16 protein-coding genes and 1 tRNA gene are annotated in these 19187 nt (G+C 35.6%); 5 read left to right on the forward strand and 12 right to left on the reverse strand.

The genetic code is table 11. The features are described 5' to 3' along the window. Nucleotides 1–50 precede the first annotated feature (50 nt). Nucleotides 51–1130, forward strand: coding sequence for a 3-phosphoserine/phosphohydroxythreonine transaminase (gene serC / locus HUV91_RS01985; RefSeq protein WP_174492360.1), 1080 nt, complete (start codon nucleotides 51–53; stop codon nucleotides 1128–1130). Between the two features lie 88 nt (nucleotides 1131–1218). On the opposite strand, the gene HUV91_RS01990 is transcribed toward serC, so the two are convergent. The 5 genes from HUV91_RS01990 to pyrC all read right to left on the reverse strand — a co-directional run bounded on the left by HUV91_RS01990 (nucleotide 1219) and on the right by pyrC (nucleotide 4766). Beyond that, nucleotides 1219–1371 carry a hypothetical protein gene (locus HUV91_RS01990; RefSeq protein WP_174492361.1) on the reverse strand — a complete coding sequence of 51 codons (153 nt, stop codon included), beginning with the start codon at nucleotides 1369–1371 and terminating at the stop codon, nucleotides 1219–1221. A gap of 485 nt (nucleotides 1372–1856) precedes the next feature. Further along, nucleotides 1857–2792 (reverse strand): hypothetical protein, encoded by a 936-nt coding sequence (locus tag HUV91_RS01995; protein WP_130073117.1) that lies wholly within the window; start codon nucleotides 2790–2792, stop codon nucleotides 1857–1859. 199 nt (nucleotides 2793–2991) lie between these two features. Beyond that, a tRNA-Glu gene (locus HUV91_RS02000) sits at nucleotides 2992–3067 on the reverse strand. Between the two features lie 20 nt (nucleotides 3068–3087). Then, complete coding sequence (gene rnt, locus HUV91_RS02005) at nucleotides 3088–3747, reverse strand: ribonuclease T (RefSeq protein ID WP_130073118.1); 660 nt, start codon at nucleotides 3745–3747, stop codon at nucleotides 3088–3090. Then, a complete protein-coding gene (gene pyrC, locus HUV91_RS02010) occupies nucleotides 3732–4766 on the reverse strand; it encodes a dihydroorotase (protein ID WP_130073119.1) in 1035 nt (344 codons plus the stop codon). Before pyrC ends, rnt begins: the two co-directional genes overlap by 16 nt. A 570-nt stretch (nucleotides 4767–5336) precedes the next feature. Here pyrC and HUV91_RS02015 point away from each other — a divergent pair. The 4 genes from HUV91_RS02015 to epmA all read left to right on the forward strand — a co-directional run bounded on the left by HUV91_RS02015 (nucleotide 5337) and on the right by epmA (nucleotide 10090). Then, nucleotides 5337–6368 carry a L,D-transpeptidase family protein gene (locus tag HUV91_RS02015; RefSeq protein ID WP_130073120.1) on the forward strand — a complete coding sequence of 344 codons (1032 nt, stop codon included), beginning with the start codon at nucleotides 5337–5339 and terminating at the stop codon, nucleotides 6366–6368. Between the two features lie 277 nt (nucleotides 6369–6645). Beyond that, nucleotides 6646–7953 (forward strand): diguanylate cyclase, encoded by a 1308-nt coding sequence (locus tag HUV91_RS02020; RefSeq protein ID WP_174492362.1) that lies wholly within the window; start codon nucleotides 6646–6648, stop codon nucleotides 7951–7953. Nucleotides 7954–8042: 89 nt separating this feature from the next. Continuing rightward, on the forward strand, nucleotides 8043–9110 hold the full coding sequence (locus tag HUV91_RS02025; RefSeq protein WP_174492363.1) for a 4-phosphoerythronate dehydrogenase: 1068 nt from the start codon (nucleotides 8043–8045) through the stop codon (nucleotides 9108–9110). An 8-nt stretch (nucleotides 9111–9118) separates the two neighbouring features. Beyond that, nucleotides 9119–10090 (forward strand): EF-P lysine aminoacylase EpmA, encoded by a 972-nt coding sequence (gene epmA / locus HUV91_RS02030; protein ID WP_416377012.1) that lies wholly within the window; start codon nucleotides 9119–9121, stop codon nucleotides 10088–10090. A 129-nt stretch (nucleotides 10091–10219) separates the two neighbouring features. Here epmA and HUV91_RS02035 read toward each other — a convergent pair whose 3' ends face one another. The 7 genes from HUV91_RS02035 to HUV91_RS02065 all read right to left on the reverse strand — a co-directional run bounded on the left by HUV91_RS02035 (nucleotide 10220) and on the right by HUV91_RS02065 (nucleotide 19118). Further along, nucleotides 10220–10930: a hypothetical protein gene (locus HUV91_RS02035; RefSeq protein WP_174492365.1), complete on the reverse strand. Its 711-nt coding sequence runs from the start codon at nucleotides 10928–10930 to the stop codon at nucleotides 10220–10222. Nucleotides 10931–10948: 18 nt separating this feature from the next. Continuing rightward, nucleotides 10949–11371: a hypothetical protein gene (locus tag HUV91_RS02040; RefSeq protein WP_174492366.1), complete on the reverse strand. Its 423-nt coding sequence runs from the start codon at nucleotides 11369–11371 to the stop codon at nucleotides 10949–10951. Nucleotides 11372–11382: 11 nt separating this feature from the next. Continuing rightward, entirely contained in the window at nucleotides 11383–11592 is a 210-nt protein-coding gene (locus HUV91_RS02045) for a hypothetical protein (protein ID WP_174492367.1), read from the reverse strand. A gap of 56 nt (nucleotides 11593–11648) precedes the next feature. Beyond that, nucleotides 11649–12890, reverse strand: coding sequence for a multifunctional CCA addition/repair protein (locus tag HUV91_RS02050; RefSeq protein ID WP_174492368.1), 1242 nt, complete (start codon nucleotides 12888–12890; stop codon nucleotides 11649–11651). Between the two features lie 79 nt (nucleotides 12891–12969). Then, nucleotides 12970–15249, reverse strand: a complete 2280-nt coding sequence (locus tag HUV91_RS02055; protein WP_130073127.1) for an NADP-dependent malic enzyme — start codon at nucleotides 15247–15249, stop codon at nucleotides 12970–12972. 135 nt (nucleotides 15250–15384) lie between these two features. Continuing rightward, a complete protein-coding gene (locus tag HUV91_RS02060; protein WP_228721825.1) occupies nucleotides 15385–18243 on the reverse strand; it encodes an EAL and GGDEF domain-containing protein in 2859 nt (952 codons plus the stop codon). A 161-nt stretch (nucleotides 18244–18404) separates the two neighbouring features. Continuing rightward, nucleotides 18405–19118 (reverse strand): 16S rRNA (uracil(1498)-N(3))-methyltransferase, encoded by a 714-nt coding sequence (locus HUV91_RS02065; RefSeq protein WP_174492369.1) that lies wholly within the window; start codon nucleotides 19116–19118, stop codon nucleotides 18405–18407. Nucleotides 19119–19187 lie beyond the last annotated feature (69 nt).

The following is a 19187-nucleotide window of genomic DNA, read 5'->3' on the forward strand; positions in this document are numbered from 1 at the left end:
GTGGTTAAATGCGCCTATTTCATTCGTTTCACTTTAATAAGGGAAAAATCATGCGCGCGTACAATTTCTGTGCTGGTCCTGCTGCATTACCTACTGCCGTTTTAGAAAAAGCTCAACAAGAGATGTTAGATTGGCGTGGTAAAGGCTTATCCATCATGGAAATGAGTCACCGTAGCAAAGACTATGTGGCTGTCGCTGAAAAAGCAGAAGCAGATCTTCGAAAATTAATGAATATTCCTGACAACTACAAAGTGTTGTTCTTACAAGGTGGCGCATCATTACAGTTCTCTGCGATTCCTTTAAATCTATTGGGCAAAAACTCAAAAGCAGATTATATCCATACGGGCATTTGGTCTGAGAAAGCGACCAAAGAAGCACAGCGTTATGGTGAGATCAATATCATTGAAGCAGGAACAAGTATTAATGGTAAATTAGCCATTGCTGATCAAAGCCAATGGAACTTATCAAATGATGCTGCTTATGTGCATTATGCAGATAACGAAACCATTGGCGGAATTCAATTTGCCAATATTCCTGAAACAGATAAACCATTAGTGTCTGACTTTTCTTCAAGTATTTTGTCTGCACCATTAGATGTGTCTAAATTTGGTTTAATTTATGCAGGTGCGCAAAAAAATATTGGTCCAGCGGGCTTAACGCTTGTCATCGTACGTGATGACTTATTAGATCAAGCAAAACCTGAAATTCCAAGTTTATTGAAATATGCGTCACAAGCGAAAAATGATTCAATGGTGAATACACCTGCAACCTATGCATGGTATTTATCAGGTTTAGTTTTTGAATGGTTACTTGAGCAGGGCGGTGTGGATGCCATGCATCAAGCCAATCTTGCTAAAGCTAAATTACTTTATGGTTATATCGATTCAAGCGATTTTTATGCAAATCCAATTGCAGAACAAAATCGTTCGATCATGAATGTACCATTTACTTTAGCAAATGCTGATTTGGATAAATTATTCTTGAAAGAAGCTGAAGAAAATCATTTGCTTAACCTTGCTGGTCACCGTTCAGTAGGTGGTATGCGTGCAAGTATTTATAATGCTGTACCATTAGAAGGCGTACAAGCATTGGTTAACTTTATGAATGACTTTGCAAAACGTCATGGTTAATTGATTGAATTAACCATTCAAAAACATCAAGTTAAAAAAAAATCCCGCATTTCATTTGCGGGATTTTTTTTACATATTCTTGAAAAATTTAAGTTGTTGGGAAGATCCCAAAAATATGAAAAATAATGGCAGCTAAAAATATGCCTAAGACAAAAAAGCAACATGCGCCTTTATCCCAAGGTAAACGAAATCCACTATTTTGTTGAATGAGATGGGGTGATTGTTCAGGTATAATTTTCATCACTGAGCCTGGATTTTAAATTATTGTTAAATCTATCGGTTCGGGCTATTTGTAACATAAAAAAATGTGCAAATAAAGTGCTTATTTATCTGAGTTTTAAAATCAATGCTGCTTTATGCCAAAATAATGATGCAATACTCTTCATTTAAAATGTGTACACATATTTATATGGCGTATGTGAATGTCTAAAAATATATTTATTTTATGAAAGATAAATCTTTAGTTTTAATTATTTTAATTTAAGTTTTTGAAAAATATGTTGTTTATTTTTATATTTAGATGCGACAAATGATCTGATACGTTGATGAATAGGTGTTAAAAAATAATACTGTAGCGTTATCAAGATATTTTGTTCTTGTCTTTTTTTAACATAAAATAAACAATAAAATTAAGCATTGATATTGATGAATTCTGTCCATGATCTTACATAATTATATTAAAAAGCCCAAATCTAGTCTGGGCGTTTTAATTCAATTGGCATCAGATTAAGCATTTTTAGTTTCAGTATAAATATTGGCCTGAATCCAAATATTGCCACGGATATATTGTCCAATTGCAAAATCTTTATATTCAGGATTTTTTGTAGCGATTCGTACTAAAATTGCAGGCTGATTTTCTTCTAAAATCAAAGTAACGTCATAAAGTGTATAGTCTTGCTGCATAAATTGCATGTGGGTTTTGCCCACGACTTTTCCTTGAAACCACGCCTCATCTTCTTGACCTAATGTTTCACCGTAGAGATAAGCCACCATTTTTGAAAAATCGACCGTCACAGGCTCTTTGTCTGCTTCTGTTTTAGGCTCCCACGCATCTAAGAGTTCTTGTAGATTCTCAGGAGCTACGCCATTATTTTCAGATAAAATATCGTTTAAAGCACGATGGTGTTTAATTGAAGCAGGATCATCAACCACGATTTGTTCGTGATCAGAAACTTTTTCTAACTCATATGCCCATGCATTGAGTTGAACTTGATAACTCTGTGATTGTTGATAATGCGCATGGTTAACACTATAAAGGCTGTCAAATGCATAGACGGTACTTTGACCGAGTTGGAGTTGTAAAACGGCTTGTGTGTTGGTTTTACAGGTAATAATACGGTCAATTTTAGCTTGGATGGAATAAGGACTTTCAAAACTTGGAAAAGCTGTTTTAACGGCTTTAGGTTTATTATTTTCTACAGCAATAATTTGACTGACTTGGATTTTTTCGCCATTTGGTCCTTGGATGAGCCACGCACTTTCATCCATCTCACATTCTTTTTGGCATAAACCCATCGGCATCACAGGTGCATCTAAAGCAAGACCTAACCATTTTGGTACTTCTGTAGTGGGGTTGTCCGTGAGTAAACTCCAATGTTCAACATGACTACCGAAGTTCTGATCATCAATGGTAATTATTTCAGGTCTGTTTTGATTGTTCATATCATTTCATTTATGCAAAAAGCTTGTCTTGTTCTATTAAATCGAGGGTGATTGCTATTTTTCAAGTCCTGAAATGTAAATTCATCATTCAAAGCAGTGATTTATTGAAATTTGGAGGTAAAAATAGTGCATAAATCATGCAAATGTAAATATGTGAAAATAAAATTGAAAAGTATTTTAAATGCTGAAGCAAAATAGATGGCGACCCTACGGGGATTCGAACCCCGGTTACCGCCGTGAAAGGGCGATGTCCTAGGCCTCTAGACGATAGGGTCGTTTAGAAGATGGCGCTATCTTATTGATCCGCCATCAAAGTGTCAAGTAGATGAGGAGACAGTTTGTTCAAAATATAACAAAACAGTTCAGCCGTCTTTTGCGTATCATATAAAGCAGAATGCGCTTCCTTACCGTCAAACTCGATTCCTGCTTGGATGCATGATTTTGCTAATACCGTTTGCCCAAACATCACAGCACTTAAAGTGACTGTGTCAAAAACAGAAAAACTATGGAAAGGATTCTGATTTTTAGTCCCTGTGCGAGCAATTGCTGCTTTGAGGAAACCTAAATCAAAATGTGCATTGTGCCCAACAAGTACAGCATGTGTGCATTGCTGCTGACGACGAACTTCATTCACGGCCTTAAACATACGTTTTAATGCTGTTTTTTCGTCTTCAGCCATCGCAATGCGCATTGGATTCGAAGGATCGATCCCAATAAAGTCTAATGAACGCCGATCTAAATTTGCACCTTCAAAGGGGTTGATGTGCGCATGATGCGCTTCACCTGGTACAAATTCACCCTCGGCATTATAGATGATTGGAATACATGCAATTTCGAGTAATGCATCTGTATCGGCGTTAAAACCTGCTGTTTCAACATCAACGACGACGGGTAAAAAACCACGAAATCGTTGTGCAATTACAGGCTGTATTTCAGTTGTCACACTTTTCTCCATTGAATGGTCTTACCCGCATACAACGGAATAATTTTTTCGCCATCCAAATAGTCAAAACTTTCAGGAATCACTTGATCTTCTTTTACAAGTGTAATGGTTTCAGTATTTCGAGCTAAACCATAAAAATCTGCACCAAAATGACTTGCAAAACCTTCTAAACGTTCGATTTTATTCACTTGGTCAAAGGCTTGTGCATACAGTTCAATCGCTGTTGGTGCACTATAGCAACCTGCACAACCACATGCATTTTCTTTGGCATTTTTAGAATGTGGTGCACTGTCAGTTCCTAAGAAAAATTTAGGATTACCGCTCGTTGCAACTTCTAATAAAGTTTGTTGATGTGTTTGACGCTTTAAAATAGGTAAGCAATAAAAGTGGGGTTTAACACCACCAACTAACATGTCATTGCGATTAAATAATAAATGCTGTGGGGTAATGGTTGCTGCAACATTACGATCTTGTTCAAGCACAAAATGCGCTGCTTCACTGGTCGTAATATGTTCTAGAACCAATTTTAAGTTTGGAAACTGTCTTAATAATGGTGCGAGGACCTCATCAAGGAAACGTTTTTCACGATCAAAAATATCAACGTGATTATGTGTAACTTCGCCATGTAACAATAACGGAACTTGATGTTCTTCAAGTTGTTCGATGACTGCATATACTTTGCGAATGTCACTTACACCATTATCTGAATTGGTGGTTGCACCTGCAGGATAAAGTTTAATGGCATTAACATGTGCTGAGTCTTTAATTTTTTTAACTTCAGAAGGTTCGGTATGGTCGGTAAAATACAACACCATACGTGGGTCAAAAGTTAAACCTTCAGGGACGTGCGCCATAATACGCTCACGATACGCCAATGCCTCTTCAACTGTTTTTACAGGAGGAACAAGATTTGGCATACAAATCGCACGTGCGAATTGACGAGCTAAATCTGGAACAGTACGTTTTAAAGCAAGTCCATCACGTAGATGTGCATGCCAATCATCGGGCTGAAGAAGAGTAATCGTGTTCAAGGCAGTTCTTACTGAAAAATAAGGTAGATGATAATCCATTCCAACTAAAATGGTAACCGCTATTTTGGACTTGCTAAAAATCAAACCGATTTGTAGGTCTTAAACAGATATTTTTTAATCAATCTGTAGTTGTTGGTTGATTATATACGCTGAGTTTTGAAAATAACCATGATATATAAGATGACAGACATACAATTATATTGAAAACAATGGAAAAATGTTTAGATAGAGTACGTATGATTTTATATCAAAACTTTATATTTAATGATCGCAAAAATTAGTTGATTTTTGAATGATAAAAAAGTGAAATAATCGTTCACTTTTTACTTAATAAAGTGTTAAATATGTCGCACTTTTGTGGTGTTTTTGATTTGGGTGATTATTGTGCTTTTTTGAATATTTAGTACAATTAACAAATTGATATTAAATAAAATATTTTAATAAGTTTTACTTTGAATAAAGTATACTATATTGATAAGGTATTTTAGAAAATTGATCCTATATACTGCATATAAGTAGCTAAAGATTTGTTTTTTAATATTTTAAAATGGGATGAATAGAGAGTAAAAAATGCGCCAAACTGTGCCATTCATCATGTTACTTACATGCTTCACGATGTTGAATTCATCTGCTTATGCAACAACAGGCAATACAGCACAAGATGAGAAGAAAACAACACAAGTCAAACCTGCTGCAACTGTGAGTTGGAGTAAAGATGCGATTAACAATGCAGTATGGTCTGCACAACTGGCACGCGGGCAATATCCTGCTTATGCGCGTGCACAGGTGATGCTGAATAATTTGCATGCGTCACCTGGTCCGATTGATGCAAAAAGTGGTAAAAATTTTTTAAAAGCCATTTCCGCTTATCAACAGATGAATGGTCTAGAAATTACAGGTGTGTTAAACCAAACAACTTGGAATAGCCTTGTTGCACGCCAAAAACAGCCAGCATTTATTGAATATAGTATTACTGCGCAAGATCTCAAAGGTCCTTTTGCCAAAAGTATTCCGCGTAATTATGCATTACAAGCCAAAATGAAAGGGTTGTATTACACGCGCATTACTGAGTTATTGGGTGAAAAATTTCATATCGATGAAGATTTTCTAAGACAAATCAATCCCAAAGCTAATTTTAATCAAGTAGGGCAAAAAATTATTGTGCCTAATGTGCGTAATGATTTACCAGATGATATTACTTTGATTGTTGCACATAAAGGCGCACGTCAACTTTACTTATTTAACCATTTAAATCAGTTGGTGGGCTCTTTCCCTGCCACAATTGGTGGTGCAGATACGCCTTCTCCGAAAGGAACGCATAAAGTCGTTAAAGTGGCTGCAAATCCATACTATGGTTATTCACCTAAAAACTTTGTGCAAGGTGGCAATAAAAAGCCTTTGACTCTACCACCCGGTCCAAATGGTCCTGTTGGCAATATGTGGATCGCATTGAGTAAGCCATCTTTTGGGATTCATGGTACTCCCAATCCGTCCTTAATTTCGAAAACAGCATCACATGGCTGTATTCGCCTGACCAACTGGGATGCAAATGATCTAGGGCGAAAAGTACAAGAGGGCGCTGTGGTTAAGTTCTTGGAATGATTAAGCTGTTGAATGATGTTGAGATATAGAGGTATTCATATACCTCTATTTTTCTTTTAAAACCACTACATTGGTTAATATTATTTAATTATTATTTAAATTTATTTTTATAAAAAATGTGATTTATATTTTGTTATAATTTAAAACTGTGATTTATTTTTTATTTTTGTATTATATTCATGTTTTCATTGTATTATTTATAATGTTAATCTTAAGGGGAGATGATTTTATTGATCGTTAAAAAATAAAATATAAGATAATGGAATGTATAAAATAAATGGATAATCAATTAGAAGGTGGTGGAGCAAACATTCAAGCATTAACACGACAACGTGAAGAATACGAGTGCTTACTCAAAAAACAAACAAAATGTATGATGTCTCTTTTTTCTAAAACGCTAGAAGATAAATTTTGGAAAGATCGGGAAGAACGTTTAACAAAGTTAATTATACGTGCATTTTTTCCAGCAACAATTTGCTATTTTTTATTTGAAGTCATCAGCTTACCTATTAACTATTTTACTACAGAAGCGATTTATCGAAAGCATGATGTATTGATGACACTTATTTCCTATACCACAGGTTGGATTGCCTTACTCACTGTATATTTGATGGCAAAGCATCCTATTTGGCGAGCCTATTATTGTTATGTCGTAACAGCTGTGGTCATTGTTGGGCTGAGTATTGTACAAGTCGTTTTATTTTCGACGCAATCAGGCGCTATGACATGGCGCGGCACATTAATTATCATTTTTGCATTAATGTTTGCTTATATTTGTTCAGGTTTGCGTCCAAGTCATACGTTTATTGCAGGTATGGTGTCCGCAGGGATTACGTGCCTTTGTCTATGGATGATAGGAAAGTATATTCCACAATGGGTTTTGTTTAATGTCTTGATTTTGGGAAATTTAGTCGGTTTAGGACTTGCCGTTTTGACTATTTCTACAGATCGAATTCGTTTTTTACAGTCCATTATCATTGGTTTAGATAAGAAAATATATGCGGCTTTAAATCAGCATTTAATGCGTTTAAGTCATCAGGACACTTTAACTTTATTGGATAATCGTAGGAGCTTTGAACAAAAATTTGCACAGAGTTTATATCAAGCCAGAAAGCGGCATCGCCCTTTGGCATTATTGTTTATCGATGTTGATTTTTTTAAATTGTTTAATGATCATTATGGGCATCAACAAGGCGATATTGCATTAATTTCGGTAGCTGAAGTTTTAAAAAGTAATATTCGAGAACAGGATATTGCGATCCGTTACGGAGGCGAAGAGTTTATCATTTTATTAAATAATTCTACTGCTCAAGCTGCGATCAATGTGGCACAAAGATTATTAGAACAAATTCGTAAACAAAAAATTCTGCATCAATACTCTAAGATTTCTGAGTATTTAACCATTAGTATCGGGTTAACGTTATATACAGGAAAAGAAAATATTTTAGGAAAAGATATTTTGAAGATTGCAGATAATGCTTTGTATCAAGCGAAAAAACAGGGAAGAAATCAGTACGTTTTTATGCCCATCAATGAATATTGTTATGATTCGGATGTGAATAATCACTCACTGCAAAGTTTCTAGCATAATTCTGTTTGATATTGCACGGTATTCACATAGTCAGTGTTCTTACAAAGCGTTATCATAGTTGTACTATTGCATTGGAATGAATTATGAAAATTATTGCAGATGAAAATCTTGCATTTACAGATTACTTTTTTTCAGAATTTGGGGATATTCAACAAGCAGCAGGGCGTACTTTGAAACATGAGGATGTGAAAGATGCTGAAGCGTTGTTGGTGCGTTCTGTTACAAAAGTGAATGCGGCTTTGATTCAAGATACTGCAATTAAATTTGTTGGTAGTGCCACGATTGGTACAGATCATTTAGATATTTCAAGCTTAGAAAAGCATCATATTGCCTGGTCAAATGCGGCAGGATGTAATGCTCAAGCTGTGGCAGAATATGTGATCACAGCATTATTGAATCTTAACCCACAATTTTTAGATCAGGGTAAACAGTTTACTTTGGGTATTATTGGTTTGGGGAATGTTGGTTCACGTTTGGCGTATATGGCCCAACTTTTAGGTTGGAAAGTGATAGGCTTTGACCCATTGGTTCAGCATGAGAATATTCAACACGTTGCACTCGAAGACTTATTAAAACAAGCCGATGCTGTGACGACACATGTTCCCCTGACTAAAACAGGTGAGCATGCGACTTATCATTTAATCAATGCTGAAACTTTGGCAATGATGAAACCTGAGACAATTTTGATCAACTCAGCGCGTGGTGAAGTGGTGGAAGAAGCAGCTTTGATTGAGGATATTCTCAACACAGGGCGCAAAGTTGTACTTGATGTATTTGAACATGAACCTGAAATTTCAGAACGTCTTTTAGATTTAATTACGATTGTTACACCACATATCGCAGGTTATAGCTTGGAAGGTAAAGCACGTGGTACACAGATGATTTATGAGGCATTTTGTAAAACCTTTGGTTATAGTGCTTATAAAAAATTTGAGTCGCAGTTACCTGTAAGTGAACAATATTTTTACGGGAATAATATTAAAGAAACACTGAAAAAATACCTAACGACGATTTATGACATTTCAAGAGATGATGCAAATTTAAGGGCGACGTTGAAGGAGGGTAAGGTTGATCAAAAAGCCTTTGATCATTTACGTAAAACCTATCCTTTACGCCGTGAATGGGCTGCACATGGTGGGCCAAAAGCATGAGTGAGTCTATGGTGAATTATCAACCGACCTGTGATTTAAAAGCACTGAAAGCACGTGCAAAAATGTATGCTCAGATTCGTCAGTTTTTTACCGAGCGTGATGTATTAGAAGTTGAAACGCCTGTTTTATCACAAGCCGGAGTAACCGATGTTCATTTAGCATCCATTCAAGCGCAACGTCATGTCCAAGGTAAAAAACAAACGCATTATTTACAGACTTCACCTGAATTTGCTATGAAGCGTTTACTGGCAAGTGGCAGTGGGGCGATTTATCAAATTTGTAAAGTATTCCGTGATGATGAGCATGGACGTAAACACAATAGCGAATTCACGATGCTGGAGTGGTACAGACCTGCATTTTCATTGAAAGATTTGATGCTTGAAGTGACTGATTTATTAAATATCGTTTTGGCACAGCGTTTTAGCGAAGTTCGTCCAACCATTTATAGTTATAAACATGCTTTTATGGATCGTTTGGATCTCAATCCACTCAAAGCGACTTTGCAAGAGTTGAAAGATGCTTGTCGCCGTGTAGGTCTAAATTTAGATTTGGGTGATGATCGCTTAGGTTATATCGACCTATTGTTCTCGCACATGGTTGAGCCGAGTTTAGGTTTTGATACACCCGTTTTTTTAACGGATTTTCCACCTGAATTAGCTTCGCTTGCAAAGACACGTACCGATGAAGATGGTGAATTGGTTGCTGCTCGCTTTGAGCTTTATATCGAAGGTTTAGAGCTGGCAAATGCTTATGATGAGCTGATTGATGCAGATGTATTGCGTGGGCGTTTTAAGGCAGATAATGATGAACGTGAGAAGCTTGGTTTGCATGTGATGCCAATTGATGAATATTTACTAGCAGCTTTGCCAGATATGCCTGAATGTTCAGGAATTGCTTTGGGTATAGACCGTTTGTTGATGGTGGTGCAAAATCAGATGCAGCTAGAAAAAGTGGTGAGTTTCACAGCGGATGTGTCGTGATTGAATAAATGAAAACATGTCTGATTGATGGAATTGGACATGTTGATTTAAAAAATAAGATTTTATTTTTATTCAATATGATGATGGGAATGATTGTAGTCTAAGGTGGTATTTCAGCCATTCATAATTTTATGAATAAAAATTAACACACAAAATTTGATTCGAACCATCAAAATGTAAAATCGTATCATTACCGTCAGTAAAAAATTCATATCCTATAATTGAACCAATCACTTTAAAAGTATCTGCGTGATTAATTTCAGGCATTTCATAATGATTCAAACGACCTTTTAAAGTATTTGTGGTTTCATCATAAACGATAGGGCTTGTCTTATTCCCATTAGACCAGTCATCAATAACAGCTCTGAATGTGCCAAACTCTTGATTTAATTCAAAGCAAAGTTTGTTAATAGAAAATTCATAAAACGTTTGTAAATAGTAGTCTAGATCAAAATCATCATGTGTTTTTAAATTTAGATTCCGTTTTTGTTGGTCAATATAGACTTCCGTTTTTAATTTACTTTTCAAATATAATTGACCATTGTGTGTGAAATCATTTTGCAAGTCATGGAAAATATTTTTCGCATGTTCAAAGCCTTGATATAACTTTACATCACCATGAAATTTATATTTATGATCGATAATTTCAAATAGGGTATATTGGAAAGTATTATGTTCAGTTTCAAAATTTTCATTCATCCATAACCCATTGGAAGAAATAAAATGAAAAATTTGATTTGGATATTGATCAAGTATGACGCTACATAAAGGATAGAAAATTCCTTTTAGTGTTTCATCAGTAAAGACGTCGTTAAAGTTGGGATATAGTTCTATTTTCATTTATTTTTACCTTTTGAATTAGATATTTATCAGCTTTTGTAAGAAATTATCTTCTTTAGATAGAAATTCATCAACTGAATGATTGTAAGAGTATGCTGTAAAAATATGGTTTAATATCAATAAAATAATGTCTTTAGTCAATATTCTTGTTTTAGTCAATTTTGCAAAAGCTTCGGATATTTCATTTAAACTCAAACAATATTCACCTTGTCCAATTTCAATCATTTCTAAAATTTCAGGTTGAATTTGATCAATGGAAAAAGATGATTTTGTAATTAAGTTCTCTAAATCATCTGCAACTTGCTCTAATACATCAAATGGATAGTTGCGTTGATAACGAATTGCATATTGAATGAGTGGCTGACGTAAATGTTCAAAATTTTCAAGTTTAGAAGAAGAAATGATTTGCCCGATCTGAGTCCCAGCAACAAAATTTTCCATTTTTCTATTCCTTAATTATTTTGCATATAGTGATTTAGAAATGACTCTGGAACAGCAATCGTTTCATAAAAACGATTTAAATGATCAATAAACTCAACCTCATAGGCAATCTCTAGTTCATGATTATGAATGAATAAAATAGTCCCTATTGTACCTGTAGGAATATTTTCAAAAGCCTTGATCGTTTTAACGACTTGCAATTCTTTAAATTTAGCAATCATTTTTATAAAAGTATTGATTAAAAAGTTAGAACCCTCCCATCACTGAGAGGAGTTATTTAAACCGTATGACTATGATGCCCTAACTCATGCTTTAACTGCGCAATTGCCTCAATCCGTTTTTGAATGAGCATTTCACCAATATCCGCACCTTTGATCTCAGGGGGTAAGTCAGAAGCCTTGATGGTACGAACACGTTGCGTGATTTTCCATAAAAACTCCGCTTGTTGATAATCACGATCTTCCATACCTAAGCGACCTCGTGCATCACATTCACAGGCTTGTAAAAATGCTTCGACACGTTCGGGACGGCGTAAAACATCCAAACGTTGTAACAAACGCCATAACGTACCAGCTTTTAAGGTAAATGCCTGATGACATTTTAAATGCTCTTTACATACTGCTAAAGCCAGTTGCTTAATCTGTGTCGGTACTTTTAAGCGGTCACATACTTCAGTCACAGGCGCAATACCACGTTCTTCATGTTGAATGTGACGAGGTAATTCATCCTTCGGAGTTAATGCTTTACCCAAGTCATGTACAAGTACGGCAAAACGTACATCCAAAGAGTAATTGGCTTTACAGGCTTGTTGCAAAGACATCATCGTATGAATTCCACAGTCAATTTCAGGATGATATTCAGGGCGCTGAGGGATACCAAATAATGCTTCAATTTCAGGGAAAAGAATTTTTAAAGCACCACAATCACGTAAGACCTGAAAATAAACATCAGCATGGTTTTCCATTAATGCACGAGAGGTTTCTTTCCATACGCGTTCAGGGGTAAGTGCTTTTAATTCACCTGACGCTGCTAATTGACGCATTAATGCTAAGGTTTCATCGGCAATTGTAAAGCCATACTGTGCATAACGCGCAGCAAAACGAGCAACACGTAATACACGTAAAGGATCTTCGGCGAAAGCTTCTGAAACGTGGCGTAAAATTTTATGATTTAAATCATCTTGACCGTGATAGGGGTCAAATACTTGTCCTGCATCATCCATTGCCATCGCATTGATGGTGAGATCACGGCGAATGAGGTCTTCTTCTAAGGTGACAGAGGGGTCGGTAAAAAACTCAAAACCATGGTAGCCATGTCCCGCTTTTCTTTCCGTACGGGCGAGGGCATATTCTTCTTTTGATTCGGGATGCAAAAACACAGGAAAATCTTTGCCCACAGGTTGATAACCTTGAGCAAGAAGTTGTTCAGGTGTTGCACCAACAACGACATAATCTTTTTCGTGATAGGGATGTCCGAGTAAATGATCTCTGACGGCACCGCCTACTAAATAAACTTGCATGAAAAAACCTCTATTCTTCAAGCCATGATGCTACAGAATAGAGGTTTTCTCAAGTCACAAGATGTGAGTAAACGTGCAATTAAAGAGCAGCTTTCTCATTTTCTTGAATTTCAGCAACCGTTAATGCAGTCATATTGACTAAACGGCGAGTTGTCGCAGTTGGAGTCAAGATATGTACTGGTTTCGCGGCACCAAGTAAGATCGGGCCAATCGTGACATTATTACCTGAAGTTGATTTTAACAAGTTGAATGAAATGTTTGCTGCATCAAGATTTGGCATGATCAACAAGTTTGCAGAACCTTTGAAGCGTGAGTTCGGGAATGCAAATTGACGAATATTTTCATCCAAAGCTGCATCGGCATGCATTTCGCCTTCAACTTCAAGCTCAGGTGCGATTTCAGTCAAGATTTCAAATACTTTACGCATTTTTTGTGCGCTAGGATCATTTTGATCTGAACCAAAACTTGAGTGTGACAATAAAGCAACGCGAGGAGTCATACCAAAACGACGAACTTCTTCAGCCGCTAAAATGGTCATTTCAGCAAGTTGTTCAGCAGTCGGATTCGTATTTACATAGGTATCAGCAATAAATAAGTTGCGATCTTCGAGCATTAAAGCATTCAAAGTAAAGAAATTATTACGCCCCTCTTTAAGACCAATGATATTTTTAACAAAGTCTAAGTGAATGTCATAGCTTGAATAGGTACCACATAACATGCCATCAGCTTGTCCAAATCTGACTAACATTGCTGCAATCAAGGTTGAACGACGGCGTGATTCACGTTGTGCGTATTCAGGTGTTACACCTTTACGTTGCATGATACTGTAGTATTCGTCTGCAAATTTTTCATAATCAGGATTGTTTTCTTGATCAACAATGGTGATATTGACACCATTTTCAAGACGCAAGCCTAATTTTTTGATATTCGCTTCAATGACTGCGGTACGACCCACCAAAATTGGTTTCGCTAAATCTTCATCTACTGCAATTTGCACAGCGCGAAGCACACGTAGATCTTCACCTTCTGCATATGCAATACGTTTAGGGTCAGACTTTGCTTGAGCAAAAATTGGCTTCATCATGAGTGCAGAGTTATAAACAAACTCAGACAAACGTTGACGATATGCAGAAAAATCTTGGATTGGGCGGCTAGCAACACCAGAGTCCATTGCTGCTTGTGCAACAGCTGGCGCAATTTCAAGAATTAAACGTTGATCAAGTGGGCGTGGAATTAGATAATCACGACCAAATGATGCAGATTTTTCACCATAAGATGCAGCATCTGCCTCAACATGTGCCATACGTGCAATTGCATGTACACAAGCAATTTTCATGTCTTCGTTAATGGTGGTTGCACCAACATCCAAAGCACCACGGAAGATATAAGGGAAACAAAGTGCATTGTTCACTTGGTTTGGATAATCCGAACGACCAGTTGCCATAATCACATCAGGACGAACTTCATGTGCATGTTCAGGCAAAATTTCAGGATCTGGGTTTGCTAATGCAAAGATGATTGGATCAGCAGCCATCACTTTAACCATCTCTTTGGTTAAAATACCTGCGGCAGAAAGACCGAGGAACATATCTGCATCGGTAATTACGTCTGCAATTTGGGCGCCATCAATATCTTGTACATAACGCTTTTTAGACTCATCTAAGCCTTCACGTTTAGTGGTTAATAAACCACGTGAATCGGCGACAATGATATTTTCTTTCTTCGCACCTAATGCACAAAGTAAATCTAGGCAAGACAGGGCAGCAGCACCTGCACCAGATGCAACGATTTTAATTTCATCAATTTTTTTACCATTGAGTTGTAATGCGTTTAAAAGTGCAGAACCTACAATGATTGAAGTACCGTGTTGGTCGTCATGGAACACAGGAATATTCATGCGTTCGCGAAGTTTTTGTTCAATGTAGAAACATTCAGGCGCTTTAATATCTTCTAAGTTGATACCACCAAATGTTGGCTCTAAAGCGGCGACAATGTCTACAATTTTATCAGGATCATTTTCAGCAATTTCGATGTCAAATACATCTACGCCTGCGAATTTTTTAAATAATACACCTTTACCTTCCATTACAGGTTTTGAAGCTAAAGGACCAATATTTCCAAGACCTAAAACAGCAGTACCATTACTGACAACAGCGACTAAATTTCCACGTGCAGTATAAAGTGCAGCTTTTGATGGATCTTTCTCAATTTCCAAACATGGCGCAGCAACACCTGGAGAATAGGCAAGTGCAAGATCATGTTGGTTAACGAGTTGTTTGCTAGGCGTGACACTGATTTTCCCTGGGTTTGGGAATTCATGGTAATAAAGGGCTTGCTGTTTTAGTGATTGATCGTCCATTTACATCTCGTTTGTTACAGTGTACCAGCGGGAGCTGGTGATTTTGGCTAAATTTTCTTGAATATACCATTTGTTGAGCAATACGGACAGTCAGAAAACCACCTTTTTCAATAAGAAGTATATGTCATATCTATATTAAGCATCATAAACTGAAGCAAGTTTGAATTTTAACAGATAATCAAGACATTCCTGTGCAGAGAGCGGTTTTGAATAATAATAGCCCTGTATAATATGACATCCATGTTTTTTTAAGAAATTGATTTGTTCAATGGTTTCAACACCTTCAGCAACAATACTCATCCCCATGGCTTGACCCATCGCAATAATCGCACTCACAATGGCTTGATCTTTTTCTTGTTCTATTTTTGAAATAAATATTTTATCGATTTTTAACGTATCAATGGGATAATTAGTCAGATAGGCTAATGATGAATAACCTGTACCAAAATCATCCAATGAAATCGAAATATGACGCTGTTTAATTTGTTGTAATAAGTTAAGCACATTATCTGATTTTGCAATGAGGGAAGATTCAGTGATTTCAAGTTCTAACATATCACCTGAAATTTGATATAGCTCTAATGCTTGATCTATATCCTGAATGAGTTCACCACGATGAATTTGCTGCGCGACTACATTCACTGACACACGTAAGAAATCGAAGTTTAAATCTTGCCAAATACGAATTTGTTTACATGTTTCGAACAGTACAAAGCGCCCAATTTCAGTAATCAGGCTAGATTCTTCTGCGATAGGTAAAAATAGGTCAGGCGTGATTAATCCAAGTTTAGGATGTTGCCAACGAATAAGTGCCTCAAAACCGTAAATTTTTTCAGTTTTTGTACAAATTTTGGGTTGATAATATACAAGTAGCTCTTTATTTTTCAGTGCTTGTCTGAGGTCACCTTCTAAGTTCAAACTTTTTTGTAAAAGTTGAGAATTTTTGCTGGTATAAAAATATGCCGTATTACCCCCTAAACTTTTTGCTTCCGCCAATGCTTGTTCAGAGTGGCTATTGAGTGTATCAACCTGACGACCATGTTCTGGATAAAGGGCGATGCCTAAAGAAATTGAAATAAAATGCTCCTGATTTTGGATATTAAATGGATGTTCAAAAGCAGTTAATAGTTTTTTTGCAATTTGATGAATATTTTTTTTATTTTGTCCATAATTATAAATGATCGCAAAATCATCATTATTTAAATACGAAATTAATAATGCATCAGGACAAGATTGTCTTAATCGTTTGGCACAGATTTGTAGTAAAATATCTCCCGCTTGAGTACTTGCAAACTCATTAAATGAACGGAAACGATCAATATTAATACGGATAACTGCAAGGTTTTGTAATAAATTATTAGGGTCTGTTAAATGATGATGTAATTGTAAATTAAAGTAAAAACGGTTAGGTAAATCAGTTAATAAATCATAATTCTCTAAATAAGAAACACGTTGTTCTTGTTTTTTGCGTTCAGTTAAATCAGTAATAATACCAATATAGTGAATAACTTTGTTTTTCTCATCATTTACAGCATTAATATGAATCCATAGTGTTAAATTCTTTCCTGTTAAAAATTCAATTTGCAACTCTCCATCATATTCACCATCATTAACTAATTGTTTTGTAATGTCAAAATGTTGCTCAATAATTTCTTTTTTATTATTTACAGTGATATCAAATAGATGTTTACCCATTAAATTATTTTGACTATAACCAATGAGTTTTTCAAAATAAGGGTTCACTTCTAAATAGCATAAATTATTGTCAAGTACAAAAATACCTTCGGCGACATGTTTAAAAACATTTGCTGCAAGTTTAAGTTGTTCTTGATCATTTTTCTCTTTTTGAATATCACGGTGAATACCCACCATACGAATCGGTTTATAGGAGATTGGATGTCGAGCAATGACCTTACCTGTATCTTGAATCCAACACCATTGATCGTCTTTTTTGATGCGATAACGTGCTTCGAAACGTTCAGACTTACCTCGTAGATGTTGTCGCATTTGATGTTGATAATGTTCAAGATCATCAGGATGAATGAGAGAATCAATTTGAGTATGATGTTCATCAAATTGATTGAATAAAATTTTATTTTTAGTATCAAAAATCTCAATCGTACGTTTTTCGATATTCCATAACCACGAATTAATGCGCGCAGTTTCATGTGCAAATGCTAAATTGGCTTGATGGTTTTCTAGACGAGCATTAATTTGATGAATATCAAAGGTACGTTCTTTTACTTTTTGCTCGAGGAGTTGATTGTTGAGTAATAATTCATTTTGCATCTCAGCAGATTTATCAATTTCATGTTTTAATTTGTTTTGTAATTGATTTGTGTCTTGTATTTGTTGTTTAAATTTAATGAGTAAATTATCATAATCGAAAGAAATTAATCCTAGTTTTTGATGTAGTTTGTGGGTAATAAAACCAATAAGCAAAATAAATAATAAAATAAGATTGAAAGTAAGTTGATAATAAGTATTTAATGGATTTGTAATGATAAAATTATAGAGTAAGCAGGGCGTGATGGATGGAATAAGTAAAAATAAAAAGTAACGAAAACGACAACTCAAATAAAAAATCGCAGTGATTGATGTTAAATACACTAAAATAGTTGATAAAATAAGCAAATGTGTTTCTGTAATTTGAGGTGTATCTAGAATGACATAATAATGTAATGTAAAAAGACCAAAACCTAAGCTACATCCTACAACTAAACAGATCAACTGACATAATGTATCTAAATTAAAGCTATTATAAGCTGCTGTATTTAAATTTGAGCGGATGAATAACCAAGAAGCGCCCAGAAAGAGGCTAACAATAATGCTCCAAAGTGTAAATGAGAATGATAATTCTTCAAAATAACTATAATAGATACTCTGGTTATAGACAATAATGGCAAATAGCCATACAAGAAAACGTTGCAAAAGAATGGCTGCACTTTTAACTTGTGCAGCATATAAAAGTTCATCTTGAACATCTATGACCATTCCTAATGCCTTTTTCTTAATATGGATATTTTTTTAACTTTGGTTTTGTATATAACATTTAATATTACTTAAATATTCCATTCTAAAACATGTAAATTACTTATATTCTTTGGCGAAATCAATAGTTTTTGCGATACAACTCACAAAAAAAGTGACAAAATTTATTGAAATTTATAGTTTAAAATAGACAGTGCAACGACGGGTGCCGTTTCAGTTCTGAGTACACGCTCTCCTATACACCAATTAGTAAAACCATTTTTGTTTGCAAGTTGGATTTCAGTTTCACTTAATCCTCCTTCAGGACCAATAAGAAGTACTAAATTTTTAGTTGAATTTTCAAGTATATCCAACTGTTCTTTATTTGGGGCAAGCACTAACTTTGTTGTTGGTAACTCAGTTTTGAACCATTGTTCTAAACTGATTGGAGATAAAATTTTGGGAATAATATTCATTCCGCATTGTTCACATGCTGCAATGGCAATACCTTGCCAATGATCCAATTTTTTCTGATCACGGTCATATTTAAGACGCATTTCACAGCGTTCTGAAGTTAAAAGCTGAATTTCAGAAACACCGAGTTCTACAGCTTTTTGAATGGCATAATCCATACGATCCCCTTTACTCATGACTTGACCGAGTAAGGTCGTAAAAGCAGGAGTACGGTTATTGGGATTAAATGCATTGATGGAAACAGAGGCTGATTTCTTGGAAATATCTGTTAGTATCACTTCATATTCGCCACCTTGTCCATTGAAAAAAGTGGCTTTTTCACCGGCTTGTGCACGTAAAACTTTTACCCAATGATGAAAAACTGTTTCAGTCAGTTCAACCGTAGTATTTACAGCTAAATCAGTTTCGATATAAAAACGGGGCATTTGGTTTTACTCTCAAAATAGGTGAAATAAAAAACTTCTTTCACTTTTATCCCTCATTCAGTTTCTCTC

It is taken from the genome of Acinetobacter sp. Marseille-Q1623 (assembly GCF_902809895.1).
GTDB lineage: Bacteria > Pseudomonadota > Gammaproteobacteria > Pseudomonadales > Moraxellaceae > Acinetobacter > Acinetobacter piscicola_A.